This is a genomic window from Streptantibioticus cattleyicolor NRRL 8057 = DSM 46488 (assembly GCF_000240165.1).
GTDB lineage: Bacteria > Actinomycetota > Actinomycetes > Streptomycetales > Streptomycetaceae > Streptantibioticus > Streptantibioticus cattleyicolor.
Map to the genome: position 1 here is coordinate 1,243,635 of NC_017586.1, position 23,831 is coordinate 1,267,465.

A 23,831-nucleotide genomic window follows, 5' to 3' on the forward strand; every position below is an offset into this window, starting at 1 on the left:
ACGATGTGTGCATGCAACATCACGACCTCGCGATCCGCCAGAAGGCCGTCGCCCTCTTGCGTTCCGGTGTCGGCAACGCGGAGGTCGGGCGGCGTCTCGGGGTGCCGTCCGGCACCATCGGCTACTGGCACCACCTCGACCGGGCCGCACGGGACGCCCTCCCGGGCCGCCCGAGCACCCGTTGCCCCCGGTGCCACGGGCGGGATCTGGACGCGGTGGCCTACTCCTACCTGCTCGGCCTCTATCTGGGTGACGGTCACATCGTGCAGTACTCCCAGCATCGGGCGCCCAGCCTGATGATCACGTGCTGTGAAGGATGGCCGGGGCTGATGGACTTGGCGGAGGAGGCACTACGCGCCGTCTTCCCCGACAACAGGACCTGCCGGGTACGCCGCACCGGCTGCCGCAACGTGAAGGTCTACTCGACGCATCTGTGGTGCCTCTTCCCCCAGCACGGTCCCGGCAGGAAGCACGAACGTGAGATCACGCTGGAGCGGTGGCAACAGGACATCGTCGACTCCCACCCTTGGGAGTTCATCCGCGGCCTCGTCCACTCCGACGGGTGCCGGGTCACCAACTGGACGGTCCGGGACGTCGGCGGTGAGCGCAGACGTTATGAATACCCGCGGTACCTGTTCACCAACAAGTCCACCGACATCCTGCGGCTGTACGCCGACACCCTCGACAAGGTCGGTGTCGAATGGAAGGTCACGCGGCGGGGCGGCCGACCGTACAACATATCCGTCGCCCGCCGCTCCTCCGTCGCTCTCATGGACCGCCACATCGGCCCCAAGCACTGAGCGGGGTCAGCGGGACGGGTGGGGGGAGTCGTCCTCGCCGATGTGGTGGACGCGGACCATGTTGGTGGTGCCGGGCATGCCGGGCGGGGAGCCGGCGGTGATGACGACGGTGTCACCGCGCTGGCAGCGGCCGATGCGCAGCAGTTGCTCGTCGACCTGCTCGACCATCTCGTCGGTGGTCTGCACCATCGGCCCCAGGAAGGTCTCCACGCCCCAGCTGAGGCACAGTTGGGAGCGGGTGGCCGGTTCCGGGGTGAAGGCGAGGACGGGGATGGGCGAGCGGTAGCGGGACAGCCGGCGGGCGGTGTCGCCGCTCTGGGTGAAGGCGACGAGGAAGTCGGCGCCGAGGAAGTCGCCCATCTCGGCGGCGGCCCGGGCCACCGCGCCGCCCTGGGTCCGCGGCTTGGTGCGCTCGCTGAGCGGCGGCAGCCCGGCGGCGAGCATGTCCTCCTCCGCGGCGGCCACGATCCGGCTCATCGTCTTCACCGTCTCGATGGGGTACTTGCCGACGCTGGTCTCGCCGGAGAGCATCACCGCGTCGGCGCCGTCCATCACGGCGTTGGCCACGTCGGACGCCTCGGCGCGGGTGGGGCGGGAGGCGTCGATCATCGAGTCGAGCATCTGGGTGGCGACGATGGCCGGCTTGGCGTTGCGGCGGGCGAGGTCGACCGCCCGCTTCTGCACCATCGGCACGTCCTCCAGCGGCATCTCCACCCCGAGGTCGCCGCGGGCGACCATGATGCCGTCGAAGGCGTCGACGATCTCCTCCAGGCGCTCGACGGCCTGCGGCTTCTCGATCTTGGCGATGACCGGGAGCCGGCGCCTCTCCTCGTCCATGATCCGGTGGACGTCCTCGATGTCGCGGCCGGCGCGGACGAAGGAGAGCGCGATGATGTCGGCGCCGGTGCGCAGGGCCCAGCGCAGGTCTTCGACGTCCTTGTCGGACAGGGCGGGGACGCTCACCGCGACACCCGGCAGGTTGAGCCCCTTGTGGTCGGAGACGAGGCCGCCCTCGATGACCAGGGTGTGCACCCGGGAGCCCTCGACCCCGGTGACCTCCAGGGTGACGCGGCCGTCGTCCACCAGGATCCGTTCGCCGCGGCTGACGTCACCGGCGAGGCCGCGGTAGGTGGTGCCGCACATGTGGCGGTCGCCGGGTACCTCGTCCGTGGTAATGGTGAACTGGTCGCCGCGTTCAAGGAGTACGGGTCCTTCGGCGAAGGTGGCGAGCCGGATCTTCGGGCCTTGAAGGTCGGCGAGGACCCCGACGCTGCGGCCGGACTCGTCCGACGCCTTGCGCACGCGTCGGTAACGGTCCTCATGCTCCGCGTAGCTGCCGTGGCTCAGGTTGAACCGTGCCACGTCCATACCAGCGTCGACCAGCGCTTTGATCTGGTCGTAGGAATCGGTGGCAGGGCCCAGGGTGCAGACGATCTTCGCTCGGCGCATGGGTCGAGCCTACGACCTACCCGTTGGTAGGGAGCCGGAACATGGAGAAGGGCGAACGCCCTTCTGGTTAAAGGTTGTTGACGTGCGGAAGAAGCGGAGGAATCGGTCGGCGTGGCGTTCGGGTTTCCGCGTTGACGGGTCGGCCGGCCACCGGGGGTCAGCCCCGTAGGTCCGGCGGGGTCATGGTGAAGCGCGCGGTCACCTGGGCGCGTACGGTCTGCCGTTGCGGTTCCAGGTCGAGGACGACCGGTCCCTCGCCGCCGCCGGGGGCCGCCGTGGACATCGCGCCGAACGCCCGCGGCACGGGGACGGCGCCGAAGTCGGTTCCCTCGTCGGCGAGTTCGAGGAGGGCGAGGAGTTCGCCGCCGAGCGCCTGGGCGTACTCGCGGGCGCGCCGTACCGCGTCCGTCACGGCGGCCACCCGGGCGGTGCGGTGGGCGGGTGAGTCGGGGCGCAGGCTCCACCAAGGGCCGGCGAGGGTGGTGTGGTCGAGGTCGGCGAGGCGGCCGGCGAGTTCGCCGAGGACGGTGAAGTCGTCGAGGTCGGCGGTGAGCCGTACGCGGCCGTGGTGGGCGCGGACGCGTTCGCCCCGTCCCTTGCCCGGTTCGGGGGTGACCACCAGGGTGCCGGTCTCCAGCCGGGTCACCGCCTGGCCGTACCCCCGGATCAGTTCGAGCGCGGTGGTGTTGCGCCGGGTGAGGTCGGCGAGGACGGTGTGCCGGTCGGTGCCGCGGGCGGTGATGGTGACGTCGAGGCGGGCGAGTTCGGGTTCGGCCTCCAGGTGGGCTTCGCCGCGTACGGCGAGGTGCGGGGTGCCTTCGGTGCCCCGGCCGGTGGGCCACGGTGTCGTCATCCGCCCAGTGTGGCACCGGGGCGTGGCCCGTTTCCGCGCGTCGGGTGTCCGTACGGTCCCGGGCCCTTACCCGCCGCATTACCTGATCGCAACCTCGCAGGGGTGTCGCGTACACGCCGACTGCGCCAGAATCTACGCGCGTTAACCGCGTTGACCGCACATGGAGATCGGTGACGCCTCGTCAGCCGACAGGCGCGCACTTGGGGAGCAGTGGATGTCGATCGACCGCAGGACCTTTCTGAACCGCTCGGCGGCGACCGGCGCGGTCGTCGCGCTCGGCGGGGCGGCCGGCGCGGTGGGCCCGGCCGGGACCGCGCAGGCGGAGCCGGGGACGCCCGCCGGGGCCGCGCACCGCCACCCGCGCCGCGCCTCCTTCCGTGTCCTGGGCACCACCGACGTGCACGGCCACGTCTTCAACTGGGACTACTTCACCGACAAGGAGTACGACGACGCCGCCCACAACGACGTCGGCCTGGCCAAGATCGCCACGCTGGTCGAGCAGGCCCGCGCCGAGAAGGGGCGCCACCGCACCCTGCTGATCGACGCCGGCGACATCATCCAGGGCACCCAGCTGTCGTACTACTACGCCCGGGTCGACCCGATCACCGGCGGCAACGGCAAGCGCCCGCCGAAGCACCCGATGGCGCTGGCCATGAACCACATGCGGTACGACGCGGCGGCGCTGGGCAACCACGAGTTCAACTACGGCATACCGGTGCTGCGCGCTTTCCAGGAGCAGTGCGACTTCCCGCTGCTGGCGGCGAACGCGCTCGACGCCACCACGCTCAAGCCGGCCTTCCCGCCGTACGTGGTCAAGCGGATCAAGGTGCCGGGCGGCCCGGACGTGAAGGTGGGCATCCTCGGGCTGACCAACCCGGGCATCGCCATCTGGGACAAGAACAACGTGCAGGGGAAGCTGACCTTCCCGGGCCTGGTGGAGCAGGCCAAGGTGTACGTGCCCAAGCTGCGCGCGCTCGGCTGCGACGTGGTGGTCTGCACCGACCACTCGGGGCTGGACGGCGGCACCTCCTACGGTGACGCGCTGCCGTACCCGGAGAACGCCTCCTCGCTGGTGGCCGAGCAGGTGCCGGGGATCGACGCGATCCTGGTGGGCCACACCCACAAGGAGGTCGCCTCGCGCACCGTGGTGAACGCCGAAACCGGCAAGCCGGTGGTGCTCTCCGAGCCGCTGATGTGGGGCATGCGGCTGAGCGTCTTCGACTTCGAGCTGGAACTGCGGCACGGCCGCTGGCAGGTCCTCTCGGTCACCGCCGAGGTGCGCAACGCCAACACCGTTGCGGAGGACCCGCACGTGGCCCGCCTGGTGCGCAAGGAGCACCAGGCGGTGGTGGCCTACGTCAACCAGGTCATCGGCACCTGCAAGGAGGCGATGTCGGCGGCCGAGGCGCCGTACCGGGACACCCCGGTCATCGACTTCATCAACACCGTGCAGGCGGCGACCGTCAAGGCGGCGCTGGCCGGCACCGCGTACCGCGACCTGCCGGTGCTCTCCCAGGCGGCGTGCTTCTCGCGGACCGCCGCCATCCCGGCCGGCCAGGTCTCGCTGCGGGACGTGGCCGGGCTGTACGTGTACGAGAACACCCTGGACGCGCGGGTGCTGACCGGGGCGCAGCTCAAGGACTATCTGGAGTGGTCGGCCCGGTACTACGTGCAGACCCCGGCCGGCACCCCGGTCGACCTGACGAAGATCACCAACGCGGACAACACCCCGGACTACAACTACGACGTGGTGTCCGGGCTCGGCTACGACATCGACATCGCCAAGCCGGCCGGGTCGCGGATCACCAATCTGACGTTCCAGGGCAAGCCGCTGGACCCGGCCGCCTCGTTCGTGCTGGCGGTCAACAACTACCGGGCCAACGGCGGCGGCAACTTCCCGCACGTGGCCGCGGCGCGTTCCATCTGGTCGTCGTCCGAGGAGATCCGGAACACGATCATCGCCTGGGTGAAGGAGAACAAGGTGATCGACCCGGCCGCCTTCGCCTCGGTGGACTGGCGGCTCACCCGCGACGGAGTGCCGGTGCTGTGAACCGGCCGCTGCCGCCCGGCCGCGGGGTGGCCGGGCGGCGGTCGTCGGCGCCGTCGAGACCGAAGGTGGTGAAGGCGGTGCGCCGGGGCAGCGGGTAGACCTCCTTGCCCAGCAGGGAGTTGAGGATCACGGCCGAGCGCCAGGCGCCGAGGCCGAGGTCGGGGGTGCCGACGCCGTGGGTGTGGCGTTCGGCGTTCTGCACGTGGACGGCGCCGCGTACCGCGGGGTCGAGGACGAGCCGGTGGTGGGCGTCGACCCGGGGGCGTCCGGCGGAGTCCCGGCGCAGATACGGGTCGAGGGGGGCCAGCAGGGCGTCGAGGGGGCGTTCCCGGTAGCCGGTGGCGAGGACGACGGCGTCGGTGACGAGCCGGGACTGGGTGCCCTGGCGCAGGTGGTCGAGGTGGAGTTCGACCCGGTTGGCGCCGAGCCGTCCGGCCGTGCGCACGGTGACGCCGGGGGTGAGGGTGACGTCGGGCCAGCGGACGCCGTCCTGGTCACCGCTGATTGTCAGTGCCCGCTGGTACAACTCGTGGTGGATGGCGTCGATCGTCTCGTGGTCGATGCCCTTGTACAGCTGCCACTGGCGCGGCAGCAGGTCGTCACGGGCGGGTTCCGGGAGGCGGTGGAAGTAGCGGGTGTAGTCGGGGGTGAACTGTTCGAGGCCGAGCTTGCCGTATTCCATCGGCGCGAACGATTCGGTGCGGGCGATCCAGGTGAGCCCCTCGCGGCCGGGCGGGCGGCGGCGGAGCAGGTCGAGGAAGACCTCGGCGCCCGACTGTCCGGCGCCGACGACGGTGATGTGTCCGGCGGCGGTGAGCTGATCGCGGTGGGTGAGGTAGTCGGCGGAGTGGAGGACGGGTACGCCGTCGGCCTCGACGAGCGGTCGCAGATGGCGGGGTACGTAGGGGGCGGTGCCGATGCCGATGACGAGGTTGCGGGCGTGGGTGCGGCCGAGCGCCTCGGCCTGGCCGTCCTCGTCGAGCTGGGTGAAGTCGGCCTCGAACAGGCCGCGTTCCTGGTCCCAGCGGATGGCGTCGATCTGGTGGCCGAAGTGGCAGTTGGGCAGTGAGCCGGCCACCCAGCGGCAGTAGGCGTCGTACTCGGTGCGCTGGATGTGGAAGCGTTCGGCCAGGTAGAAGGGGAAGAGCCGGTCGCGGCTCTTGAGGTAGGACAGGAACGACCAGGGGCTCGCCGGTTCCACCAGGGTGACCAGGTCGGCGAGGAAGGGGACCTGGATGGTGGCGCCTTCGATGAGGAGTCCGGGGTGCCAGTGGAAGCCGGGCCGCTGGTCGTAGAAGGCGGTGGTGAAGGCGGGGACGCCGTCGGCGAGGGCGGCCAGCGAGAGGTTGAACGGCCCGACGCCGACGCCGAGCAGGTCGAGCGGGCGGGCCGGGGTGCCGGACTGCGGGGCGTGGCCGGTGCCGGTGTCGAGGCCGGTAGCGGGGTCGGTGGCGGGCCGGGAGCCGGCGTGCTGCCGGTCGGCGGGGGCGCTGCCGGTGCTCATCGGGGGGTGGTTCCTTCCGGGATGGCGGCGGTGACGACGTCGAGCAGCGAGGCGAGACGGTCGGTGGGGGTGTCCGGGTTGAGCAGGGTGGCCTTGAGCCACAGGCGTCCGCCGGCGCGGGCACGGCCGAGCACGGCGCTGCCGGAGGTGATCAGGGCCCGGCGGATCGCGGCGACCTGGTCGTCGGTGGCGGGTTCGGGGCGGAAGAGGACGGTGCTGATGACGGGGCGGCCGTAGAGGGTGAACCTCGGGTGGCCCTCGATCAGGTCGGCGAAGCGCCGGGCCTGGTCGCAGACGTTGTCGACGAGGGCGCCGAGGCCGTCGCGGCCGAGGGCGCGCAGGGTGACGACGATCTTGAGGATGTCGGGGCGGCGGCTGGTGTGCAGCGAGCGGCCGAGCAGGTCGGGCAGGCCGGCCTCGGTGTCGTCGGTGGCGTTGAGGTAGTCGGTGTGGTGGCCGAGGGGGCGCAGCGCGGTGCTGTCGGGGACGGCGAGTAGTCCGGCGGCGATCGGCTGCCAGCCGAGTTTGTGCAGGTCGAGGCTGACGGACGCGGCGGACTGGAGGCCGTCGAGGAGGGCGTGGCGGTGGCGGCTGAAGAGCAGCGGACCGCCGTAGGCGGCGTCGACGTGGAGGTCGGCGCCGTGGGCGGTGGTGACCCGGGCGATGTCGGGCAGCGGGTCGATGGCGCCGGAGTCGGTGGTGCCGGCGGTGGCGGTGACGAGGACGGGGCCGTGGAGTCCGGCGAGCGCGGCGTCGAGGCGTCCGGGGTCCATGGTGCCGTCGGGGGTGGGCACGGTGACGGGTTCGGGGAGGCCGAGCAGCCAGGTGGCGCGGTGGACGCTGTGGTGGGCGTTGGCGCCGCAGACCACCTGGACGCCGGGGCCGCCGGCCGCGCGGGCGCGTTCCCGGGCGAGGAGCAGGGCGAGTTGGTTGGATTCGGTGCCGCCGCTGGTGACCAGGGCGTCGGGGGCGGGCAGGTCGGGGTAGACCACGGCGGCGAGGGCGGCGGTGGCCTCGGCCTCCAGGGCGGAGGCGGCGGGGGCCTGGTCCCAGGAGTCCATGGAGGGGTTGAGCACGGTGGCGGCGAGGTCGGCGGCGACCGCGACGGCCAGCGGCGGACAGTGCAGATGGGCGGCGCAGAAGGGCTCGGCGGGGTCGGCGGCGCCGTGGGCGACCGCCTGGACCAGGGTGGTGAGCGCTTCGGCGGCTCCGGTGCCGGTGTCCGGCAGTACGGGGGTGACGGCGGCCCGCAGCCGTACCGCCACCGGGCCGGGGCCGCCGGCCGGCAGCGGCCCGCCGCGCGCGGCGGCTCCGGCCACGAGCGCGTCCAGCACTCGGTCGAGCAACGGCCGCAGCGCTCCGGGCCCGGCGGGGCCCCCTGCGAGTGCGACCGCGCCGTCGGAGGCGCGGTCGTCCGGCGTCGGCATGGTGCGTGCCCCTCCTGCGTTCGGTTGCGCGGGTCCGCGCTCCGCAGTCTTCCGGGCGCGGCGGGCGTTCACCCGGAGAGCACAACGACCGCGACCCGAAAGTGGTACGGAGGTGGGCCGTGGGCGTGACGTGGGGTGGGGTTGCGTCGTTAGCAGTGGGGGTGTGTTCAGGGCGTCCGGCCGGACGGGCCGATGGTCGGCGGGTGGTCCGGGTCGGGGACGCGGCGGCTCCACCCGCCGGGGACGGTGGCGTGCTGCTGCTCGCGGAAACGGATGGGGGCGAGGCCGACGCGACGGGTGAACAGGCGGCTGAAGTAGGCGGGGTCGGCGTAGCCGACGCGGCGGGCGACGGCGGCGACCGGCAGATCGGTGGCGGCGAGAAGTTCCTTGGCGCGGCCGAGGCGGATGGCCAGGAGGTAGTCCTTGGGGCTGCATCCGGCGCCCCGTCGGACGGCGGCGCGCAGTTCGGCCAGGGTCATGCCGTGCCGGGCCGCGTGGGCGGCGACCGGCAGCGGGAGGAAGGCGTCGCGGGCGAGCGCGTCGAGCACCGGGTCGCCGTCGCACCCGGTGTCGGCGCGGGCGCGGCGCAGCGCGACCAGGAGTTCGTGGACGGCGGCGGAGGTCTCCACCTCCAGCAACGGGTTGCCGAGGCGGGCGGCGCGGGCGATCCGCGCGATCATGTCCCGGGCCCCCGCGGTCTCCCGCAACGGCACGACGGGACGCTCCGGCTCGATGTACCCCAACTCCGTGTAGGCCGCGGTGGCCGGGCCGGTGAAGTCGACGAACCCCTCGTCCCAACCGCCTTCCGGCGCCGGGGCGTAGCTGTGGCGCACGCCGGGGACGAGCCACAGCAACGCCGGTGCGGTCACCGTCTGCACGGGGCCGCCGCCGGCCCGGAACCATCCGCGGCCGGCGGTGATGACCACCGCGACGTGGTGGTCGACCACGCGCGGGCCGACGGCCGGCAGCGCCCCGTGCTGCAATCCGACGCCGAGGCAGACCAGACCGAGGCGGTGGTGTGCGGGCCCCGGGCGGAAGTAACGCATCCACGTGTGATACATCACGCCCGATCTTGTCGCGCCCCACGCCATCCCGCCAGAGGGGCTCCCCCCCCCCCCCCCCCACGGCCCCGCTCGCGCTCGCGGCCAACCATCACTCCCCGGCCGGCACCCGCGACCCGCCCACCCACGCCGTGGTGGCCGGTTCGCCCGGTTCGGGGTTCCGGGGTGGCCCCCGTTCGCCCCTGCCCGGTGGGTGGTTGGGGTGGGTTTTGGTTTGGTTCGGCACCGAGTGGCTTCGCCTACTGCCGGTACGGGGTCGGTGGCGCGCCGGGGGTGACTCCTCGCCCCAGGTTTCGCTCCAAGGTTGCGCCCGCCCCGCTGGGTCGCTGCGGGGACACCCCCGACACACCCCCTTGCGCCGTCGTGCGGGTGCCTCTCTTCGCGGGGGAGGGTGAGATAGGAGGTTGGGGTCACCCCGATCTCCTTCTCACCCACCCCGTGCCGCAGCGCGGAACACAACAGAACGGGGGCGTGCAGGGGTGTCCCCGCAGCGACCCAACAGCCGGAGCCAAGCCTTGGCGGATACGCGGAGCGAGGAGTCACCCCGGAGGGCCCCCGGAAACCCAGGAAGACAGTGCGCACCCCGCACTGTACGAACACAGCCACGGGTGGGCGGGGGGAAACATCCGTGACGCCAGCCACGACGAAAGGGGAACGGGCGCACCCCGAGGATGTCGGGGCGGGGGGGGAACGCCCTGTGCGGGGGGTCGGGCGCACCCCGAGGAATCAATGGCTGGCCGCCAGCGCGAGCGTGACCGTGTCGAGGGTGAACTCCGCCACCTCGTCCCCGCCCGTCTTGCTCAGCCCCACCCACGTCTCCCCCTCCACCGGGGCGGTGAACTCGTAGGTGAGGGTGGTGGGCCCGGTGGCCACCGGGAGGGGGAGGGTGGCCAGGACGGTGGGGGCGGCGGCGCCGGGGACGTCGACGGCGGTGATCCAGGCGTACTGGCCGGCGCGTTCGTTCTCGTACCGCAGGGAGACCCGGTAGCGGCGCCCGGGACGGAACCGCGCGGTGTGCGGCACGGTGCGGTACACAACGCCGGTGCTCTCGCCGCGGGACTTCAGCGACTGCGTGCCGTCGACGACGTCGTCGATCGCCTTGCCGTTCCAGCCGCGCTGGGTGTAGGGGAAGTGGCGTTGGGCGATGTGGGTGCGTGGGTCGTTGGCGCCGCCGGCGGGGCCTTTGACGAAGGGGCCCCAGCCCTGCGGGACGTGTTCGAAGTCCTCGTGGAGGAGGACGTGTTCGGGCAGTGGCGGGGCGGGCGCCGTGGGGACGACCCGTACGTTGTCGAAGCGGACGCGGGCGGTGCCGGCGTCGGCGGTGAGCGCGAGGGTGACCGGACCGCCGCCGGACGGCACCCGGAAGCGGGTGAACATGCGCTGGAAGCGGGTGCCGTGTTTGCGGTCGGCGGCGATGTAGTTCCCGGCGGTGGAGGTGTCGGTCCAGTTGACGGCGGTGACGCCGTCGGCGGTGCCTATCTCCAGGGCGGCCCGGCGCCGTTCCCCGGGCCGTTCGCCGACCTCCACCTGGACGGAGGCCACGTAGTCGCCGGGGGTGAGCCGGGCGAGCCGCTGCCGGACGCGGGCCGGGCCGCCGGGGCCGATGACGAGTTCGGGGTCGCCGAGTTCGTCGCGTACCACGCGGGCCGGGCCGGTGACCTGCCAGCCGCGCAGGGAGCCGGAGTTGAAGCCGGGGTCGTGCACCGGGGTGCCCTCGCCCCAGCGCGGGTCGCTCAGCGGCGGGGCGGGCCGCCGGTAGACGGCGTAGGGCACCCCGGCGTCGGCGGTGAGGGTGACTGCGCCGTCGCGCACCGGGACCTCGGCGACGTGCCGCCGGCCGGTGTCGGTGAGCCGGTACAGGTGGACGGTGCGGGCGCCGGCCCAGCCGCGGGGCAGCCGCCAGCCGGTGGTGCCGCCGGCCGGGTTGTAGTGGTAGAGCCTGGCCGGGTCGGTCGCTGCGCGGGGTTCCCAGGGCAGCAGGTAGGTGCCGCCGTCGTAGACGGTGCGGCCGTCGGTGGTGATGACGCGGCGGCCGGTGGTGTCGCAGACCGAGGTGGCGGTGGGTCCGAAGAAGGTGATCTCGTGGTCGGACCAGGTCTTGACGGGGTAGGCCTGGAGGTATTTGGCGGGCAGGTTGTCGGTCCACAGCAGGCGGTGGAAGGCGTGCCAGTCGGTCTTGCCCTGCCAGCCTTCGAAGGTGCCGAGCTTGGCCGTGCCGAGCAGGGGGAACTTGTCGGCGAAGACGTCCTTCTGGTGGTTGCGCAGGAAGCGGATGAGGGTGGAGTTGACGCCGCGTGAGGTGTCGGGGCCGTAGTCGGTCTCGTTGGCCCAGTGCGACCAGAGGGAGGAGCGTTCCAGTCCGTGTCCCCATTCGCTGGCCACCTTCCAGCCCTGGGCGCGCAGATGGCGTTGGAGGCCGTCGGAGGTCCAGCCGCTCTCCCGGAAGACGTCGAGGTAGACGGTGTCGAGGGCGGGGTGGGTCTCCTCGCGCAGCCGTCGGAAGCGGCGCACGATGTCGTGGGAGGCCAGGTCGCGGCGGGAGTTGATGCGGTAGCTCTGGTCGAGCCAGTCCCACTGGGGGTCGTCCTTGTCGACCAGGGTCTCGGAGAAGGCGTGGGCGACCGGGTAGGACTCGGTGGCGTTGACGTGTACGGCGAAGTCGCTGTTCCAGGTGGTGCCGGCGGCGAGCAGGGCGTTGAGGCCGGCCAGGCCGCCGGCGCGTTCGTTGTAGTTGCCGGCGTAGTCGGGGTGGGCGGAGTCGTGGCCTTCCGACTGGTACCCCTTGAGCAGGGTGAACTGGCGTAGTCCGTCGGTGGCCAGGGCGATGCGTTTGACGTTGTCGAGGGTGGCGGCGAACGGGTTGGTGGCCTGGCTGGCGAAGTTGAACGGGATGTGCGGGACGACGCGCAGGTGCTGGTCGTCGGCGCCGAGCGGGTCGACCATGATGTCGCGCAGGGCGATGGCGGCGTCCTGCCAGTCGATGCGGCCGTCGCCGTTGCGGTCGCGGGTGAGGACGACGGTGACGTAGGGCAGCGGTTCGGTGTCGTCAGGGGCGGCGCCGGCGCCGCGGTGGGTCCACTGGCCGCAGGAGATGCCGACCCGGGTATGTCCGTCGCCGTCGCGTACCGCCTGGCGCCAGAAGCGGCCGTTCTCCCAGGCGGCGGCCGGGTTGGCGGTGACGTCGTCCCATACGGTGTTGGCCTCGACCGCGGCGGCGAGGGTGTCGTGGGCGGCCACCGCGTAGGCGCAGCCGACGGGGGCGGGGTCGGCCGGGGTGGCGTCGGTGACGGTGACGGTGGTGTCGCCGTTCTTCGCCTTGTCGAGCTGGAGCCGTGCGGTGAGCACGGTGGCGCCGGGCTGGTCGCCGCGGACGCTCAGCCATGCCTGGCCGGGCAGTTGGAGGGTGCCGACGAGGTGGCCGGGGGCTTCGTGGACGGCGGTGACGCGGAAGGTGACGCGCATGCCGTCCACGGTGATCCCGGCCTCGATACGGGTGCCGCCGTCGAGGGTGAGGGTGTAGTCGACGCGGTCGGTGCCCGGGGTGGCGGTGACCCGCGGGGTGTGGGTGACGCCGTCGACCAGGAGTGTGGTGACCGGGGCGGGGTGGCCGTGGAGTACGGCTCCGGTGGCGCGGTCGGTGAACGAGACGACGCGGGGGAAGGCGGTGTCGACGGTGACGTCGAGCGCGGCCGAGCGCAGCACCGCCAGGCCCGGGGTGGTCCTGGGGGTGGCGGCGTGTCCGGTGGCCGGGGTGAGCGCGGTCCCCAGGCCGGCGAGTGCCGTGGTGGCCAGCAGGGTGCGGCGGCTGGGTCCGGGGGCGGTGGCGGGGGTGGTCATCGCGCTCCTTCGGCGAGGGTGACCCGACCCGCACAGGGTGGAACGCGGTGGGCGGCGGGGCCATGGACAAAGCGCGCGCGGCGGTTGGACTAACGCTCCCCCGGCGTCGTTCCCCGGATGCCGCGCACCGCGGTGATCCGGCGCAGCCGCAGCGTCAGCGCGGCGGCGGTCAGCAGCGATCCGGCGCCGAGCAGCCAGATCGTCCACGTCCGTCCGCCGAGGTCGCGGTCGGCGACGTGGTAGGCGAAGTGGACGGTGTTGGCGACCAGGAAGGCGGCGAGCACGGTGGTGGCGGCGTCGGAGCACACGGTGGTCAGCAGCAGCGCCAGCCCGAGGCCGATGGAGAAGGCGCCGCTGTCGTGCAGGAAGTGGCCGTCGGGCGGGAAGCCGGCCCAGGCGGAGAAGGCGTGCGGCCAGCCGAGCTGCCATACCCCGGAGGCGGCCATGGCGGCGCCGGCGAGGGCGGCGACGACGGTGACGCAGGCGTCGGCCAGGTGGCCGGAGGTGCGCTTCGGTGCTGCGGTGGCCGGTGGTTCCATCGCGGTGCGCCTGCCTTTCGCTGGGGTGCGTCTGCGTTGCGTTCCACGGTGCCCGGTGGTCCGGGGCGCCGCGACCGGTTTGGTGCGGACGACGCACGAACGGGGCGGGTGACCGGGGCCGTGCGGCCGACTACCCTCGGCGGGAGGGGCGAGGCGCGGCCGGTGGGAGGTGCCCGTGAGCCGTCATGCCGGACCGGGGCCCGGTTCCGCGCCGGTCGCGCACGGGTTCCCGCATCTGGAGACCGTCCGGGCGGCGCTGACCGCGCTGTGGCGGCGGTTGTCGTACGACACGGTGAGCGCGTTCGCGGTGAGTGTGCGCCCGGAGGACGTGCGGTTCCCGCCGGGTGCGGACGTCCTGCTGGGGGCGCAGGCGGTGGCCCGGGCGATCGTGCGCCAGCTGCGGCTGCCGCAGGCCCGGGCGATCGTGGCGTTCCGGGAGATGGCGCAGGCCGGGGCGGTGGAGGCGGGGGCGGGGCCGGAGTACTTCGTGGAGCTCAACGCCCGTTTCAAGGAGGACCGGCGGGACATCGGGGCGTGCCTGGCGCACGAGGTGGCCCATCTGTACCTGGGCCGCCTGGGGCTCTCCTTCCCCGGCACCCGGGACAACGAGGTCCTCACCGACACCACGGCGGCCTATCTGGGCGCGGGCTGGCCGCTGCTGGACGCCTACCGGGAGGACGACGACCGGGCGACGAAGCTGGGGTTCCTGACGCCGGAGGAGTTCGGTTACGTGCTGGCCAAGCGGGCGATGGCGTTCGGGGACGACGCCGGGGCGTGGCTGACCGGTGCGCAGGCCCGGGAGGCGTACCGGGCGGGGTGGGCGCGGGCCCGGGACGACTGGCGCCGGCCGCCGCTGGCCGGGGCCGGCTGGGCGAGCCGGCGCCGGTACGCGGCCGACCGGCGCTGGGCGGCGTTGCAGGTCGTCGCCGAGGACGGGCTGCCGCCGGTGCGGCTGGCCGGCGGTTACGCGTTCCACGCCGGCGAGCCGCTGCGCGTCTCGTTCCCGTGCCCCACGTGCTGGCAGCGGATCCGGGTGCCGGTCCGGGGCCGGCTGACCGCGCGGTGCGGGCTGTGCCGGAGCGAGTTGGAGTGTGACGCCTAGTCGGGCAGGCCGTCGAGGAATTCCAGGAGGGCGGCGTTGACCTCGGCGGGGCGTTCCTGCTGGGTCCAGTGGCCGCAGCCGGTCAGGACGTGGGGGGCGCCGAGGCCGGGGTGGAGGGTGGGGAGGGCGGGGATGAGCTGGTCGTTGCCGGGGAAGTGGACGACGAGGTCGCGGTCGCCGGTCAGGTAGAGGGCGGGGACGGTGACGCGGGCGCCGTCGAAGGCGGCGGTCAGCTCCCGGCTGCGGTCCAGGCAGCGGTACCAGTTGAGGCCGCCGGTGAAGCCGGCGTCGCGGTATTCGGCGACGAAGGTGTCGATGTCGTCCTCGGTGAGCCAGTCGGGCAGCCGCCCGGGGTCGGGGTAGTTGGCGAGGAAGCCCTGTTCGGGGTCGATCAGCGGCTGGGCGGGCTCGGCGTTGGCGGGGTTGTCGCCGGAGAGTCCGTACAGGCAGCGGCGGAAGGTGGCGTGCGGGTCGCGGGCGAATTCGGCGTCGGCGCGGCCGGGGGTCTCGAAGTAGTTCCAGTAGAAGCGGCCGTCGAACATCTCGCGCATCGCCTTCAGCGGCGGCACCGGTCCGCGGGGGGTGGGCGGGACGCTCAGTCCGACGACGCCGCGTACCAGGTCGGGGCGCATCAGCGCGGTGTTCCAGGCGACCGGGGCGCCCCAGTCGTGGCCGACGACCACGGCGCGTTCCTCGCCGAGCGCGTGCACCAGGCCGACGACGTCGCCGACCAGGTGCGGCATGGTGTACGCCTCGACGGCCTCGGGGCGGTCGCTGCGGGCGTAGCCGCGCTGGTCGGGGGCGACGACGTGGTAGCCGGCGGCGGCCAGCGGGGCGAACTGGTGGCGCCAGGAGTACCAGCATTCGGGGAAGCCGTGGAGCAGGACGACCAGCGGCCCCTCCCCCTCCTCCGCGATGTGCAGCCGGACGCCGTCGACTTCGACCGTACGATGCTCGACCACTGAGCTTCCCTCCCGTAAGTGGCGGTGGCGTCAGCCTACGGGGTCACCGCGGGGGCGGTGGGGTCCGGCGGGTCGAGGAGGGCGAGGAGGCGGCCCAGGGTGTGCGGGTCGCCGTCGGTGACGGTGCCGTCGGGGGGTGATCCGGTGAGCAGGGCGGGGAGTTGGGCCCTGGTCAGGGTGAGGGTGAGGTCGGCGGGGTCGGGTGCGGTGTGCCGGGTGGCGGGTGAACCGCGGTGGGTGAGGGCGCCGTTGGACAACGTCAGCCGCCAGACGCGTTGTTCGTCGGTGAGGTGCCAGTCCATGGTGAGGGTGGCCGGCCAGGCGCGGGGGCCGTCGACGCGGACGGCGAGGGAGTCGACGAGCTGGTCGACGGTGAGGGCGGCGAGCAGGTCGTGGCTGTCGCCGGTGGCGGGCCCGGGGTGGGTGTCGCGCAGGTCGGCGGCGGCGGTCAGGTAGTGGTTGCGCCAGGTGGCGTCGGCGGCGGCGTGGCCGAGGCGTTCGTAGACGGTGGCGAGCGCCTCGCGGGCTTCGGCGTGGCCGGGGTCGGTGAGCACCGCGTGGTCGAGGAGGGTGGCGGCGAACCGCAGGTCACCGGCTTCGGTGTACTCCTTGGCCTTGGCGACGGTGGCGTCCACCCCGCCGAGGCAGGCGGTGTAGCGCCGGGCGAGGCCGGCCGGCGGGTGCTGCCACAGCCGGGCCGGGTCGTCGTCGAAGGGGGGCTGGAGGTATCGGCGGAGCGCTTCGGGGCGGGCGGTCTCCAGGGCGGGCGGCAGTCGCAGTTCCTCGGCGATCTCGGCGGGGGTGTGTCCCCGGTTGAGCAGGCGCAGGGTCTGGTCGTGCAGGTAGGCGTGGAGGTCGCGTTCGACGGTCAGGTGGGCGGTGACGTGTCGGGTGCCGCGGACGGGCCGGTGGTGGGAGGTGAGGAGCACCTCGGTGGTGTGGCCGTGGCGGGCCAGGGTCTCGGCGAGGTGCCGGGCCCGGGCGCGGGCGGCGCCGCCGTGGGTGGTGAGGGCGTCGTGCCCGGAGAGCAGCAGGGCGTGCCGGTGCGGCAGGTACAGGCTCAGTTCGGCCGGTGCGGTGGCGCCGGGGGCGAGGTGGAAGACGAGCCGGAGGCCGTCGACGGTCTCCTCCTGCCCGGTGCGGGTGATCCGCGCGGTGGGCGGGACGAGGGTGAGGGTGCCGGTGGAGACGGCGGGGCCGAGGCCGCAGCCGATCTGGCCGGCCGGTCCCTTGGGCAGCGCGGTGCCGTACCGGTGGCGGGCGTGGCGGGCGCGGGCGGGGCCGGCCTGGAGGTTCTCGCCGAGGGCGTGGTCGAGGAAGCCGTCCGGGGCGAGGACGGGTACGGGTTCGTGGCCGGGCGGCAGTACGCCGCGGGCGCCGCCGAAGTGGTCGGGGTGGCTGTGGGTGTAGACCACGCCGGTGACCGGGCGGTCGCCGCGGTGGGCGCGGTAGAGGGCGAGCGCGGCGGCGGCGGTCTCGGCGCTGAGCAGCGGGTCGGCGACGACGACGCCGCGGTCGCCCTCGATGAGCGTCATGGTGGACAGGTCGAGGCCGCGTACCTGGTAGACGCCGTCGGTGACCTGGTACAGGCCGTGCCGGGCGAGGTGCCGGCCGGCCCGCCACAGCGCGGGGTGGGCGGTGTCGGGGCGTTCGCCGGCCAGGAAGGCGTGGGCGTCGGCGTCCCAGACGACCCGGCCGTCGGCGTCGGTGATCCGGGCGGGTTCGAGGGCGCCGAGGAAACCGTGGTCGGCGTCGTCGAGGTCCCGGGTGTCGTCGTGGTGGGCGAGGGCACCGGCCGGGTCGCGCGCGAGGTGGGTCATGGGGCCACGATGGCACCGGTCGGCGTGGTGCGCCCGTCCAGCGGGGTGGAGCGGGTGACGCGGCACCCGGTGCGGTCGGGGAGCACCGGGCGCCGCTTTCGGTTCCGTACGCCGTTGTACGGCCCGTTCTCGGGGGTGGCCGTCAGACGGCCAGGGCGCGGTCCGTGGGGCGGATCGGCGCGGGCAGGGCGGAGGTGCCGGTCAGGTAGTGGTCGACGGCGCGGGCGGCGGAGCGCCCCTCGGCGATGGCCCAGACGATGAGCGACTGGCCGCGGCCGGCGTCTCCGGCGACGAAGACGCCGTCCACGTTGGTGGCGAAGTCCTTGTCGCGGGCGATGTTGCCGCGGGCGTCGAGTTCCAGGCCGAGCTGTTCGACCAGCCCGTTCCTGACGTCGGTGCCGGTGAACCCCATGGCGAGGGTGACCAGTTGGGCGGGGATGCGGCGTTCGGTGCCGGGCTTGGGCGCGAACTTTCCGTCGGTGAACTCCACCTCGACCAGGTGCAGGTACTGCACGTTGCCTTCGGCGTCGCCCTCGAACTCCACGGTGTTGACGGCGTAGATCCGTTCGCCGCCCTCCTCGTGGGCGGAGGTGACCTTGTAGGTCATGGGGTAGGTGGGCCAGGGCTGGTGGGCCGGGCGTTCGTCGGCGGGGCGGGGCATGATCTCCAGCTGGGTGACGGAGGCGGCGCCCTGGCGGTGGGCGGTGCCCACGCAGTCGGCGCCGGTGTCGCCGCCGCCGATCACCACGACGTGCTTGCCCTCGGCGGAGATCGGGGAGGTGACGTAGTCGCCCTCCTGGACCTTGTTGGCCAGCGGCAGGTATTCCATGGCCTGGTGGATGCCGTTGAGATCGCGGCCGGGGACGGGCAGGTCGCGGGCGGTGGTGGCGCCGGCCGCGATCACCACGGCGTCGTAGCGGCGGCGCAGGCCGGCGGCGTCGATGTCGCGGCCGATCTCCACGCCGGTGCGGAACTTGGTGCCCTCCGCGCGCATCTGCTCGATGCGCCGGTTGATGTGGCGCTTCTCCATCTTGAACTCGGGGATGCCGTAGCGCAGCAGGCCGCCGATGCGGTCGGCGCGTTCGTAGACGGCGACGGTGTGGCCGGCCCGGGTGAGCTGCTGGGCGGCGGCGAGGCCGGCCGGTCCGGAGCCGATGACGGCGACGGTCTTGCCGGACAGGCGCTCCGGCGGCTGCGGCACCACCGCGCCGTTGTCCCACGCCTTGTCGACGATGGTGACCTCGACGTTCTTGATGGTCACCGGGGGCTGGTTGATGCCGAGCACGCAGGCGGCCTCGCACGGGGCGGGGCACAGCCGGCCGGTGAACTCGGGGAAGTTGTTGGTGGCGTGCAGGCGTTCGGCGGCGGCCCGCCAGTCGTCGCGGTAGGCGTAGTCGTTCCACTCGGGGATCAGGTTCCCCAGCGGGCAGCCGTTGTGGCAGAACGGGATGCCGCAGTCCATGCAGCGGCCGGCCTGCTTGCCGATGACGGGCAACAGGGAGCCGGGGACGTAGACCTCGCGCCAGTCCTTGATCCGCTCCGGGACCGGGCGGGTGCGGGCGACCTCGCGCCCGGTGGTGAGAAAGCCCTTCGGGTCAGCCATGTGCCGCCTCCATCATCCTGGCCGTCGTCTCGGACTCGGAGAGCCCCGCTTGCTCGGCGGCAACCTTGGCGGCGAGCACTGCCTTGTAGTCCCGGGGCATGATCTTGCCGAACCGGGTGAGGGTGGTGCCCCAGTCGGCGAGGAGCGCCTCGGCGACGGTGGAGCCGGTCTCTTCGAGGTGGCGGCGCACCACGTCGTGCAGCCACCCGATGTCCTCGGCGTCGAGCGGTTCGATCCCGACCATGCCGGTGTTGACGCACGCCGGGTCCAGGTCGAGGACGTAGGCGATGCCGCCGGACATGCCGGCCGCGAAGTTGCGTCCGGTCTCGCCGAGCACCACGGCCCGGCCGCCGGTCATGTACTCGCAGCCGTGGTCGCCGACGCCCTCGGCGACCACCACGGCGCCGGAGTTGCGCACGCAGAACCGTTCACCGACCTTGCCGCGGAGGAAGAGTTCGCCGCCGGTGGCCCCGTAGCCGAGGGTGTTGCCGGCGATCACCGAGTATTCGGCGAGGTGGTCGGCGCCGCGGTCGGGGCGGACGACGATCCGGCCGCCGGAGAGCCCCTTGCCGACGTAGTCGTTGGCGTCGCCCTCCAGCCGCAGGGTGACGCCCTTGGGCAGGAAGGCGCCGAACGACTGGCCGGCCGAGCCGGTGAAGGTGATGTCGATGGTGTCGTCGGGCAGGCCGGCGCCGCCGTACCGCTTGGTGACCTCGTGGCCGAGCATGGTGCCGACGGTGCGGTTGATGTTGCGGATGGGCAGTTGGGCGCGGACCGGGGAGGCGTTGTCGAGGGCGTCGGCGGCGAGCCGGATCAGCTCGTTGTCGAGCGCCTTGGCCAGGCCGTGGTCCTGGGCGGTGGTGCGGTGGCGGGCGGCGCCGGCCGGGAGGTCGGGCACGTGCAGCAGGGGTGCCAGGTCCAGCCCCTGGGCCTTCCAGTGGTCCACCGCCTGGGAGGTGTCGATCAGTTCGGCGTGGCCGACGGCCTCCTCGATGGAGCGGAAGCCGAGTTCGGCGAGGAGTTCGCGGACCTCCTCGGCGATGAACTCGAAGAAGTTGACGACGAATTCGGGCTTGCCGCTGAACCGCTCGCGCAGCACCGGGTTCTGGGTGGCGATGCCGACCGGGCAGGTGTCCAGGTGGCACACGCGCATCATGACGCAGCCGGAGACCACCAGCGGGGCGGTGGCGAAGCCGAACTCCTCGGCGCCGAGCAGCGCGGCGATCACCACGTCGCGGCCGGTCTTGAGCTGGCCGTCGGTCTGCACCACGATCCGGTCGCGCAACCCGTTGAGCAGCAGCGTCTGCTGGGTCTCGGCCAGGCCCAGCTCCCAGGGGCCGCCGGCGTGCTTGAGGCTGGTCAGCGGTGAGGCGCCGGTGCCGCCGTCGTGGCCGGAGATGAGGACCACGTCGGCGTGGGCCTTGGAGACGCCCGCGGCGACGGTGCCGACGCCGACCTCGGAGACCAGCTTGACGTGGATGCGGGCGGCCGGGTTGGCGTTCTTCAGGTCGTGGATGAGCTGGGCGAGGTCCTCGATGGAGTAGATGTCGTGGTGCGGCGGCGGGGAGATCAGGCCGACGCCGGGGGTGGAGTGGCGGGTCTTCGCCACCCAGGGGTAGACCTTGTGGCCGGGCAGTTGGCCGCCCTCGCCGGGCTTGGCGCCCTGGGCCATCTTGATCTGGATGTCGTCGGCGTTGACCAGGTATTCGCTGGTGACCCCGAAGCGGCCGGAGGCGACCTGCTTGACGGCGCTGCGCCGGGCCGGGTCGTGGAGGCGGTCGGCGTCCTCGCCGCCCTCGCCGGTGTTGGACTTGGCGCCGAGCTGGTTCATGGCGACGGCGAGCGTCTCGTGGGCCTCGCGGCTGATGGAGCCGTAGGACATGGCGCCGGTGGAGAACCGCTTGACGATCTCGGAGACCGGCTCGACCTCCTCGACCGGCACCGGCGGGCGCTCACCGGTGCGCAGGTCGAACAGGCCGCGCAGCGTCATCAGCCGCTCGGACTGCTCGTTGACCCGCTCGGTGTACTTCTTGAAGATGTCGTAGCGGCGCGAGCGGGTGGCGTGCTGGAGCCGGAAGACGGTCTCCGGGTCGAACAGGTGGGGTTCGCCCTCGCGGCGCCACTGGTACTCGCCGCCGATCTCCAGCCGGCGGTGGGCGGCGGCGATCCCGGAGGACGGGTACGCCTTGGTGTGCCGGGCGGCGACCTCGGCGGCGATGACGTCGATTCCGGCGCCGCCGATCTTGGTGGCGGTGCCGTGGAAGTAGGTGTCGGTGAACTCGCCGTCCAGGCCGACCGCTTCGAAGACCTGGGCGCCGCGGTAGGAGGCGACGGTGGAGATGCCCATCTTGGACATCACCTTCAGCACGCCCTTGCCGAGCGCCTTGATCAGGTTCTTGATGGCGGTGTCGGCGTCCACCCCGGGCAGGAAGGTGCCGGCCCGCACCAGGTCCTCCACGGACTCCATGGCCAGGTACGGGTTGACGGCGGCGGCGCCGTAGCCGACCAGCAGCGCCACGTGGTGCACCTCGCGCACGTCGCCGGCCTCGACGAGCAGGCCGACGTGGGTGCGCTGCTTGGTGCGGATGAGGTGGTGGTGGACGGCAGAGGTGAGCAGCAGCGAGGGGATCGGCGCGTGCTCGGCGTCGGAGTGCCGGTCGGACAGGACGATCAGCCGGGCGCCGTCCTCGATGGCGGCGTCGGCCTCGGCGCAGATCTCGGTGAGCCGGGCGGCCAGCGCCGCGCCGCCGCCGCCGACCCGGTACAGGCCGGACAGGGTGGCGGCCTTCAGCCCGGGCAGGTTGCCGTCGGCGTTGATGTGGATGAGCTTGGCCAGCTCGTCGTTGTCGATCACCGGGAACGGCAGGGTGACGTTGCGGCAGGCGGCCGGGGTGGGCTCCAGCAGGTTGCCCTGCGGGCCGACGGCGGAGATCAGCGAGGTGACCAGTTCCTCGCGGATGGCGTCCAGCGGCGGGTTGGTGACCTGCGCGAACAGCTGGGTGAAGTAGTCGAAGAGGAGCCGGGGCCGGGCGGAGAGGGCGGCGATGGGCGAGTCGGTGCCCATGGAGCCGATCGGTTCGGCGCCGGTCTTGGCCATCGGCGCCAGGATGACCCGCAGTTCCTCCTCGGTGTAGCCGAAGGTCTGCTGGCGGCGGGTGACCGAGGCGTGGGTGTGCACGATGTGCTCGCGCCCGGGCAGGTCGTCGAGGTGGATCAGCCCGGCCTCCAGCCATTCGCCGTACGGCTGCTGGGCGGCGAGGCCGTCCTTGATCTCGTCGTCCTCGATGATGCGGTGCTCGGCGGTGTCGACCAGGAACATCCGGCCGGGCTGGAGGCGGCCCTTGCGGACGACCTTGCCGGGGGCGATGTCCAGGACGCCGACCTCGGAGGAGAGGACGACCAGGCCGTCGTCGGTGACCCAGTAGCGGCCGGGGCGCAGCCCGTTGCGGTCGAGCACGGCGCCGACCAGGGTGCCGTCGGTGAAGGTGACGCAGGCCGGTCCGTCCCAGGGCTCCATCATCGTGGAGTGGTACTGGTAGAAGGCGCGGCGGGCGGGGTCCATCGAGGAGTGGTTCTCCCACGCCTCCGGGATCATCATCAGCACGCTGTGCGGCAGTGACCGGCCGGAGAGGTGGAGCAGCTCCAGCACCTCGTCGAAGCTGGCGGAGTCGGAGGCGCCGGGGGTGCACACCGGGAAGATCCGCTCCAGGTCGCCGTCGATGACCGAGGAGGCGAGCTGGGATTCGCGGGCGCGCATCCAGTTGCGGTTGCCCTGGACGGTGTTGATCTCGCCGTTGTGGGCCACGAACCGGTACGGGTGGGCCAGCGGCCAGCTCGGGAAGGTGTTGGTGGAGAACCGGGAGTGGACCAGCGCGATGGCGGTGGCGAACCGGGGGTCGGACAGGTCGGGGAAGAACGGTTCGAGCTGCCCGGTGGTGAGCATGCCCTTGTAGACGATGGTGCGCGCGGACAGCGAGGGGAAGTAGACGCCCACCTCGCGCTCGGCCCGCTTGCGCAGCACGAACGCCGGGCGGTCCAGGTCGATGCCGGTGCGGGCGCCGGTGGGGTCGGCGACGAAGAGCTGGGCGAAGTACGGCATGGTGGCACGGGCGGCGGCGCCGAGCAGGTCGGGGGCGACCGGCAGGGTGCGCCAGCCGAGCACCTGGAGCTTCTCCTCGGCGGCGATCCGCTCGATGGAGTCGACGGCCTTGGCGCGCTCCTCCTCGTCCCAGGGGAGGAAGGCGATGCCCGCGGCGTAGCCGCCGGCGGCGGGGAGCGGGAAGTCGACGGATCCGCGCAGGAAGGCGTCCGGGATCTGGAGCAGTATGCCGGCGCCGTCGCCCGAGTCGGGGTCGGAACCGGTGGCCCCGCGGTGTTCCAGGTTGCGCAGCACGGTGAGCGCCTGCTCCACGAGCGCGTGGTCCGCCTCGCCGGTGAGGGTGGCCACGAAGCCGACACCGCAGGCGTCGTGCTCGTGACGGGGGTCGTACATCCCCTGCGAAGCGGGACGCCCGTCCATGTGGGCCCAGCGGGCGCTGGACTCGGAGTGCGTGGACGCAGAACGCATCGGCTCTCCCGTCGTCGTTGGCATGTAGTGCCGTTCAGAAATGTCACGGCGCAACAGGGACGACGTTGGCCCTCTGCGATTGCGTGCAGGTTACAGGATGCCTCGCATCCCGGAAAGCGGATACATGCTTCCACCATGTGGACACGAGCGGGGTGGCGACCCGGGCGGCGGGGCCGGTGTCGCGGGCGCGCGGAGCGGGCGACTCTGCCCGCGGCGCGGGGGTCTCATGCCCGCCCGGCCGACCGCCGAAACAAGCG

Annotated in this window: 14 protein-coding genes; 3 read left to right on the top strand and 11 right to left on the bottom strand. The window is 72.9% G+C overall.

The features are described 5' to 3' along the window. Positions 1-11: 11 nt before the first annotated feature. Positions 12-800 carry a hypothetical protein gene (locus tag SCATT_RS05250; protein ID WP_014141897.1) on the top strand — a complete coding sequence of 263 codons (789 nt, stop codon included), beginning with the start codon at positions 12-14 and terminating at the stop codon, positions 798-800. Positions 801-806: 6 nt separating this feature from the next. Here SCATT_RS05250 and pyk read toward each other — a convergent pair whose 3' ends face one another. Next, positions 807-2,249 (bottom strand): pyruvate kinase, encoded by a 1,443-nt coding sequence (gene pyk, locus SCATT_RS05255; RefSeq protein ID WP_014141898.1) that lies wholly within the window; start codon positions 2,247-2,249, stop codon positions 807-809. 157 nt (positions 2,250-2,406) lie between these two features. Continuing rightward, positions 2,407-3,102, bottom strand: coding sequence for an SIMPL domain-containing protein (locus SCATT_RS05260; protein ID WP_014141899.1), 696 nt, complete (start codon positions 3,100-3,102; stop codon positions 2,407-2,409). A 214-nt stretch (positions 3,103-3,316) separates the two neighbouring features. On the opposite strand from SCATT_RS05260, the gene SCATT_RS05265 reads away from it, so the two are divergent. Then, positions 3,317-5,152: a bifunctional metallophosphatase/5'-nucleotidase gene (locus tag SCATT_RS05265; protein WP_014141900.1), complete on the top strand. Its 1,836-nt coding sequence runs from the start codon at positions 3,317-3,319 to the stop codon at positions 5,150-5,152. Here the strand turns inward: SCATT_RS05265 and SCATT_RS05270 are convergent. The 5 genes from SCATT_RS05270 to SCATT_RS05290 all read right to left on the bottom strand — a co-directional run bounded on the left by SCATT_RS05270 (position 5,124) and on the right by SCATT_RS05290 (position 13,520). Continuing rightward, on the bottom strand, positions 5,124-6,656 hold the full coding sequence (locus SCATT_RS05270; RefSeq protein WP_014141901.1) for a lysine N(6)-hydroxylase/L-ornithine N(5)-oxygenase family protein: 1,533 nt from the start codon (positions 6,654-6,656) through the stop codon (positions 5,124-5,126). The genes SCATT_RS05265 and SCATT_RS05270 overlap by 29 nt on opposite strands. Then, entirely contained in the window at positions 6,653-8,083 is a 1,431-nt protein-coding gene (locus SCATT_RS05275; protein ID WP_014141902.1) for a pyridoxal phosphate-dependent decarboxylase family protein, read from the bottom strand. The genes SCATT_RS05270 and SCATT_RS05275 overlap by 4 nt, the downstream gene beginning before the upstream one ends. A gap of 167 nt (positions 8,084-8,250) precedes the next feature. After that, on the bottom strand, positions 8,251-9,144 hold the full coding sequence (locus SCATT_RS05280) for a helix-turn-helix domain-containing protein (protein ID WP_014141903.1): 894 nt from the start codon (positions 9,142-9,144) through the stop codon (positions 8,251-8,253). A 726-nt stretch (positions 9,145-9,870) separates the two neighbouring features. Continuing rightward, positions 9,871-12,981 carry an endo-alpha-N-acetylgalactosaminidase family protein gene (locus tag SCATT_RS05285; protein WP_014141904.1) on the bottom strand — a complete coding sequence of 1,037 codons (3,111 nt, stop codon included), beginning with the start codon at positions 12,979-12,981 and terminating at the stop codon, positions 9,871-9,873. A gap of 89 nt (positions 12,982-13,070) precedes the next feature. Continuing rightward, positions 13,071-13,520, bottom strand: coding sequence for a hypothetical protein (locus SCATT_RS05290; RefSeq protein WP_014141905.1), 450 nt, complete (start codon positions 13,518-13,520; stop codon positions 13,071-13,073). Between the two features lie 175 nt (positions 13,521-13,695). On the opposite strand from SCATT_RS05290, the gene SCATT_RS05295 reads away from it, so the two are divergent. Next, the gene (locus tag SCATT_RS05295; RefSeq protein ID WP_014141906.1) at positions 13,696-14,622 is read left to right on the top strand and encodes a hypothetical protein; all 927 of its coding nucleotides are present in this window, start codon (positions 13,696-13,698) and stop codon (positions 14,620-14,622) included. On the opposite strand, the gene SCATT_RS05300 is transcribed toward SCATT_RS05295, so the two are convergent. From SCATT_RS05300 to gltB, 4 genes are all read right to left on the bottom strand, one after another. Next, complete coding sequence (locus SCATT_RS05300; protein WP_014141907.1) at positions 14,619-15,584, bottom strand: alpha/beta fold hydrolase; 966 nt, start codon at positions 15,582-15,584, stop codon at positions 14,619-14,621. The two genes, SCATT_RS05295 and SCATT_RS05300, sit on opposite strands and share 4 nt — an antisense overlap. Positions 15,585-15,619: 35 nt before the next feature. Then, positions 15,620-17,404 carry an alkyl/aryl-sulfatase gene (locus SCATT_RS05305; protein ID WP_014141908.1) on the bottom strand — a complete coding sequence of 595 codons (1,785 nt, stop codon included), beginning with the start codon at positions 17,402-17,404 and terminating at the stop codon, positions 15,620-15,622. Between the two features lie 142 nt (positions 17,405-17,546). After that, the gene (locus SCATT_RS05310) at positions 17,547-19,007 is read right to left on the bottom strand and encodes a glutamate synthase subunit beta (protein ID WP_014141909.1); all 1,461 of its coding nucleotides are present in this window, start codon (positions 19,005-19,007) and stop codon (positions 17,547-17,549) included. Continuing rightward, a complete protein-coding gene (gene gltB, locus SCATT_RS05315; protein WP_014141910.1) occupies positions 19,000-23,574 on the bottom strand; it encodes a glutamate synthase large subunit in 4,575 nt (1,524 codons plus the stop codon). Before gltB ends, SCATT_RS05310 begins: the two co-directional genes overlap by 8 nt. Positions 23,575-23,831 lie beyond the last annotated feature (257 nt).

Bases quoted from the DNA above. Each gene is read 5' to 3' on its own strand.
- SCATT_RS05250 (WP_014141897.1), top strand. From the start codon at position 12: ATGCAACATCACGACCTCGCGATCCGCCAGAAGGCCGTCGCCCTCTTG.
- pyk (WP_014141898.1), bottom strand. From the start codon at position 2,249: ATGCGCCGAGCGAAGATCGTCTGCACCCTGGGCCCTGCCACCGATTCC.
- SCATT_RS05260 (WP_014141899.1), bottom strand. From the start codon at position 3,102: ATGACGACACCGTGGCCCACCGGCCGGGGCACCGAAGGCACCCCGCAC.
- SCATT_RS05265 (WP_014141900.1), top strand. From the start codon at position 3,317: ATGTCGATCGACCGCAGGACCTTTCTGAACCGCTCGGCGGCGACCGGC.
- SCATT_RS05270 (WP_014141901.1), bottom strand. From the start codon at position 6,656: ATGAGCACCGGCAGCGCCCCCGCCGACCGGCAGCACGCCGGCTCCCGG.
- SCATT_RS05275 (WP_014141902.1), bottom strand. From the start codon at position 8,083: ATGCCGACGCCGGACGACCGCGCCTCCGACGGCGCGGTCGCACTCGCA.
- SCATT_RS05280 (WP_014141903.1), bottom strand. From the start codon at position 9,144: ATGTATCACACGTGGATGCGTTACTTCCGCCCGGGGCCCGCACACCAC.
- SCATT_RS05285 (WP_014141904.1), bottom strand. From the start codon at position 12,981: ATGACCACCCCCGCCACCGCCCCCGGACCCAGCCGCCGCACCCTGCTG.
- SCATT_RS05290 (WP_014141905.1), bottom strand. From the start codon at position 13,520: ATGGAACCACCGGCCACCGCAGCACCGAAGCGCACCTCCGGCCACCTG.
- SCATT_RS05305 (WP_014141908.1), bottom strand. From the start codon at position 17,404: ATGACCCACCTCGCGCGCGACCCGGCCGGTGCCCTCGCCCACCACGAC.
- SCATT_RS05310 (WP_014141909.1), bottom strand. From the start codon at position 19,007: ATGGCTGACCCGAAGGGCTTTCTCACCACCGGGCGCGAGGTCGCCCGC.
- gltB (WP_014141910.1), bottom strand. From the start codon at position 23,574: ATGCGTTCTGCGTCCACGCACTCCGAGTCCAGCGCCCGCTGGGCCCAC.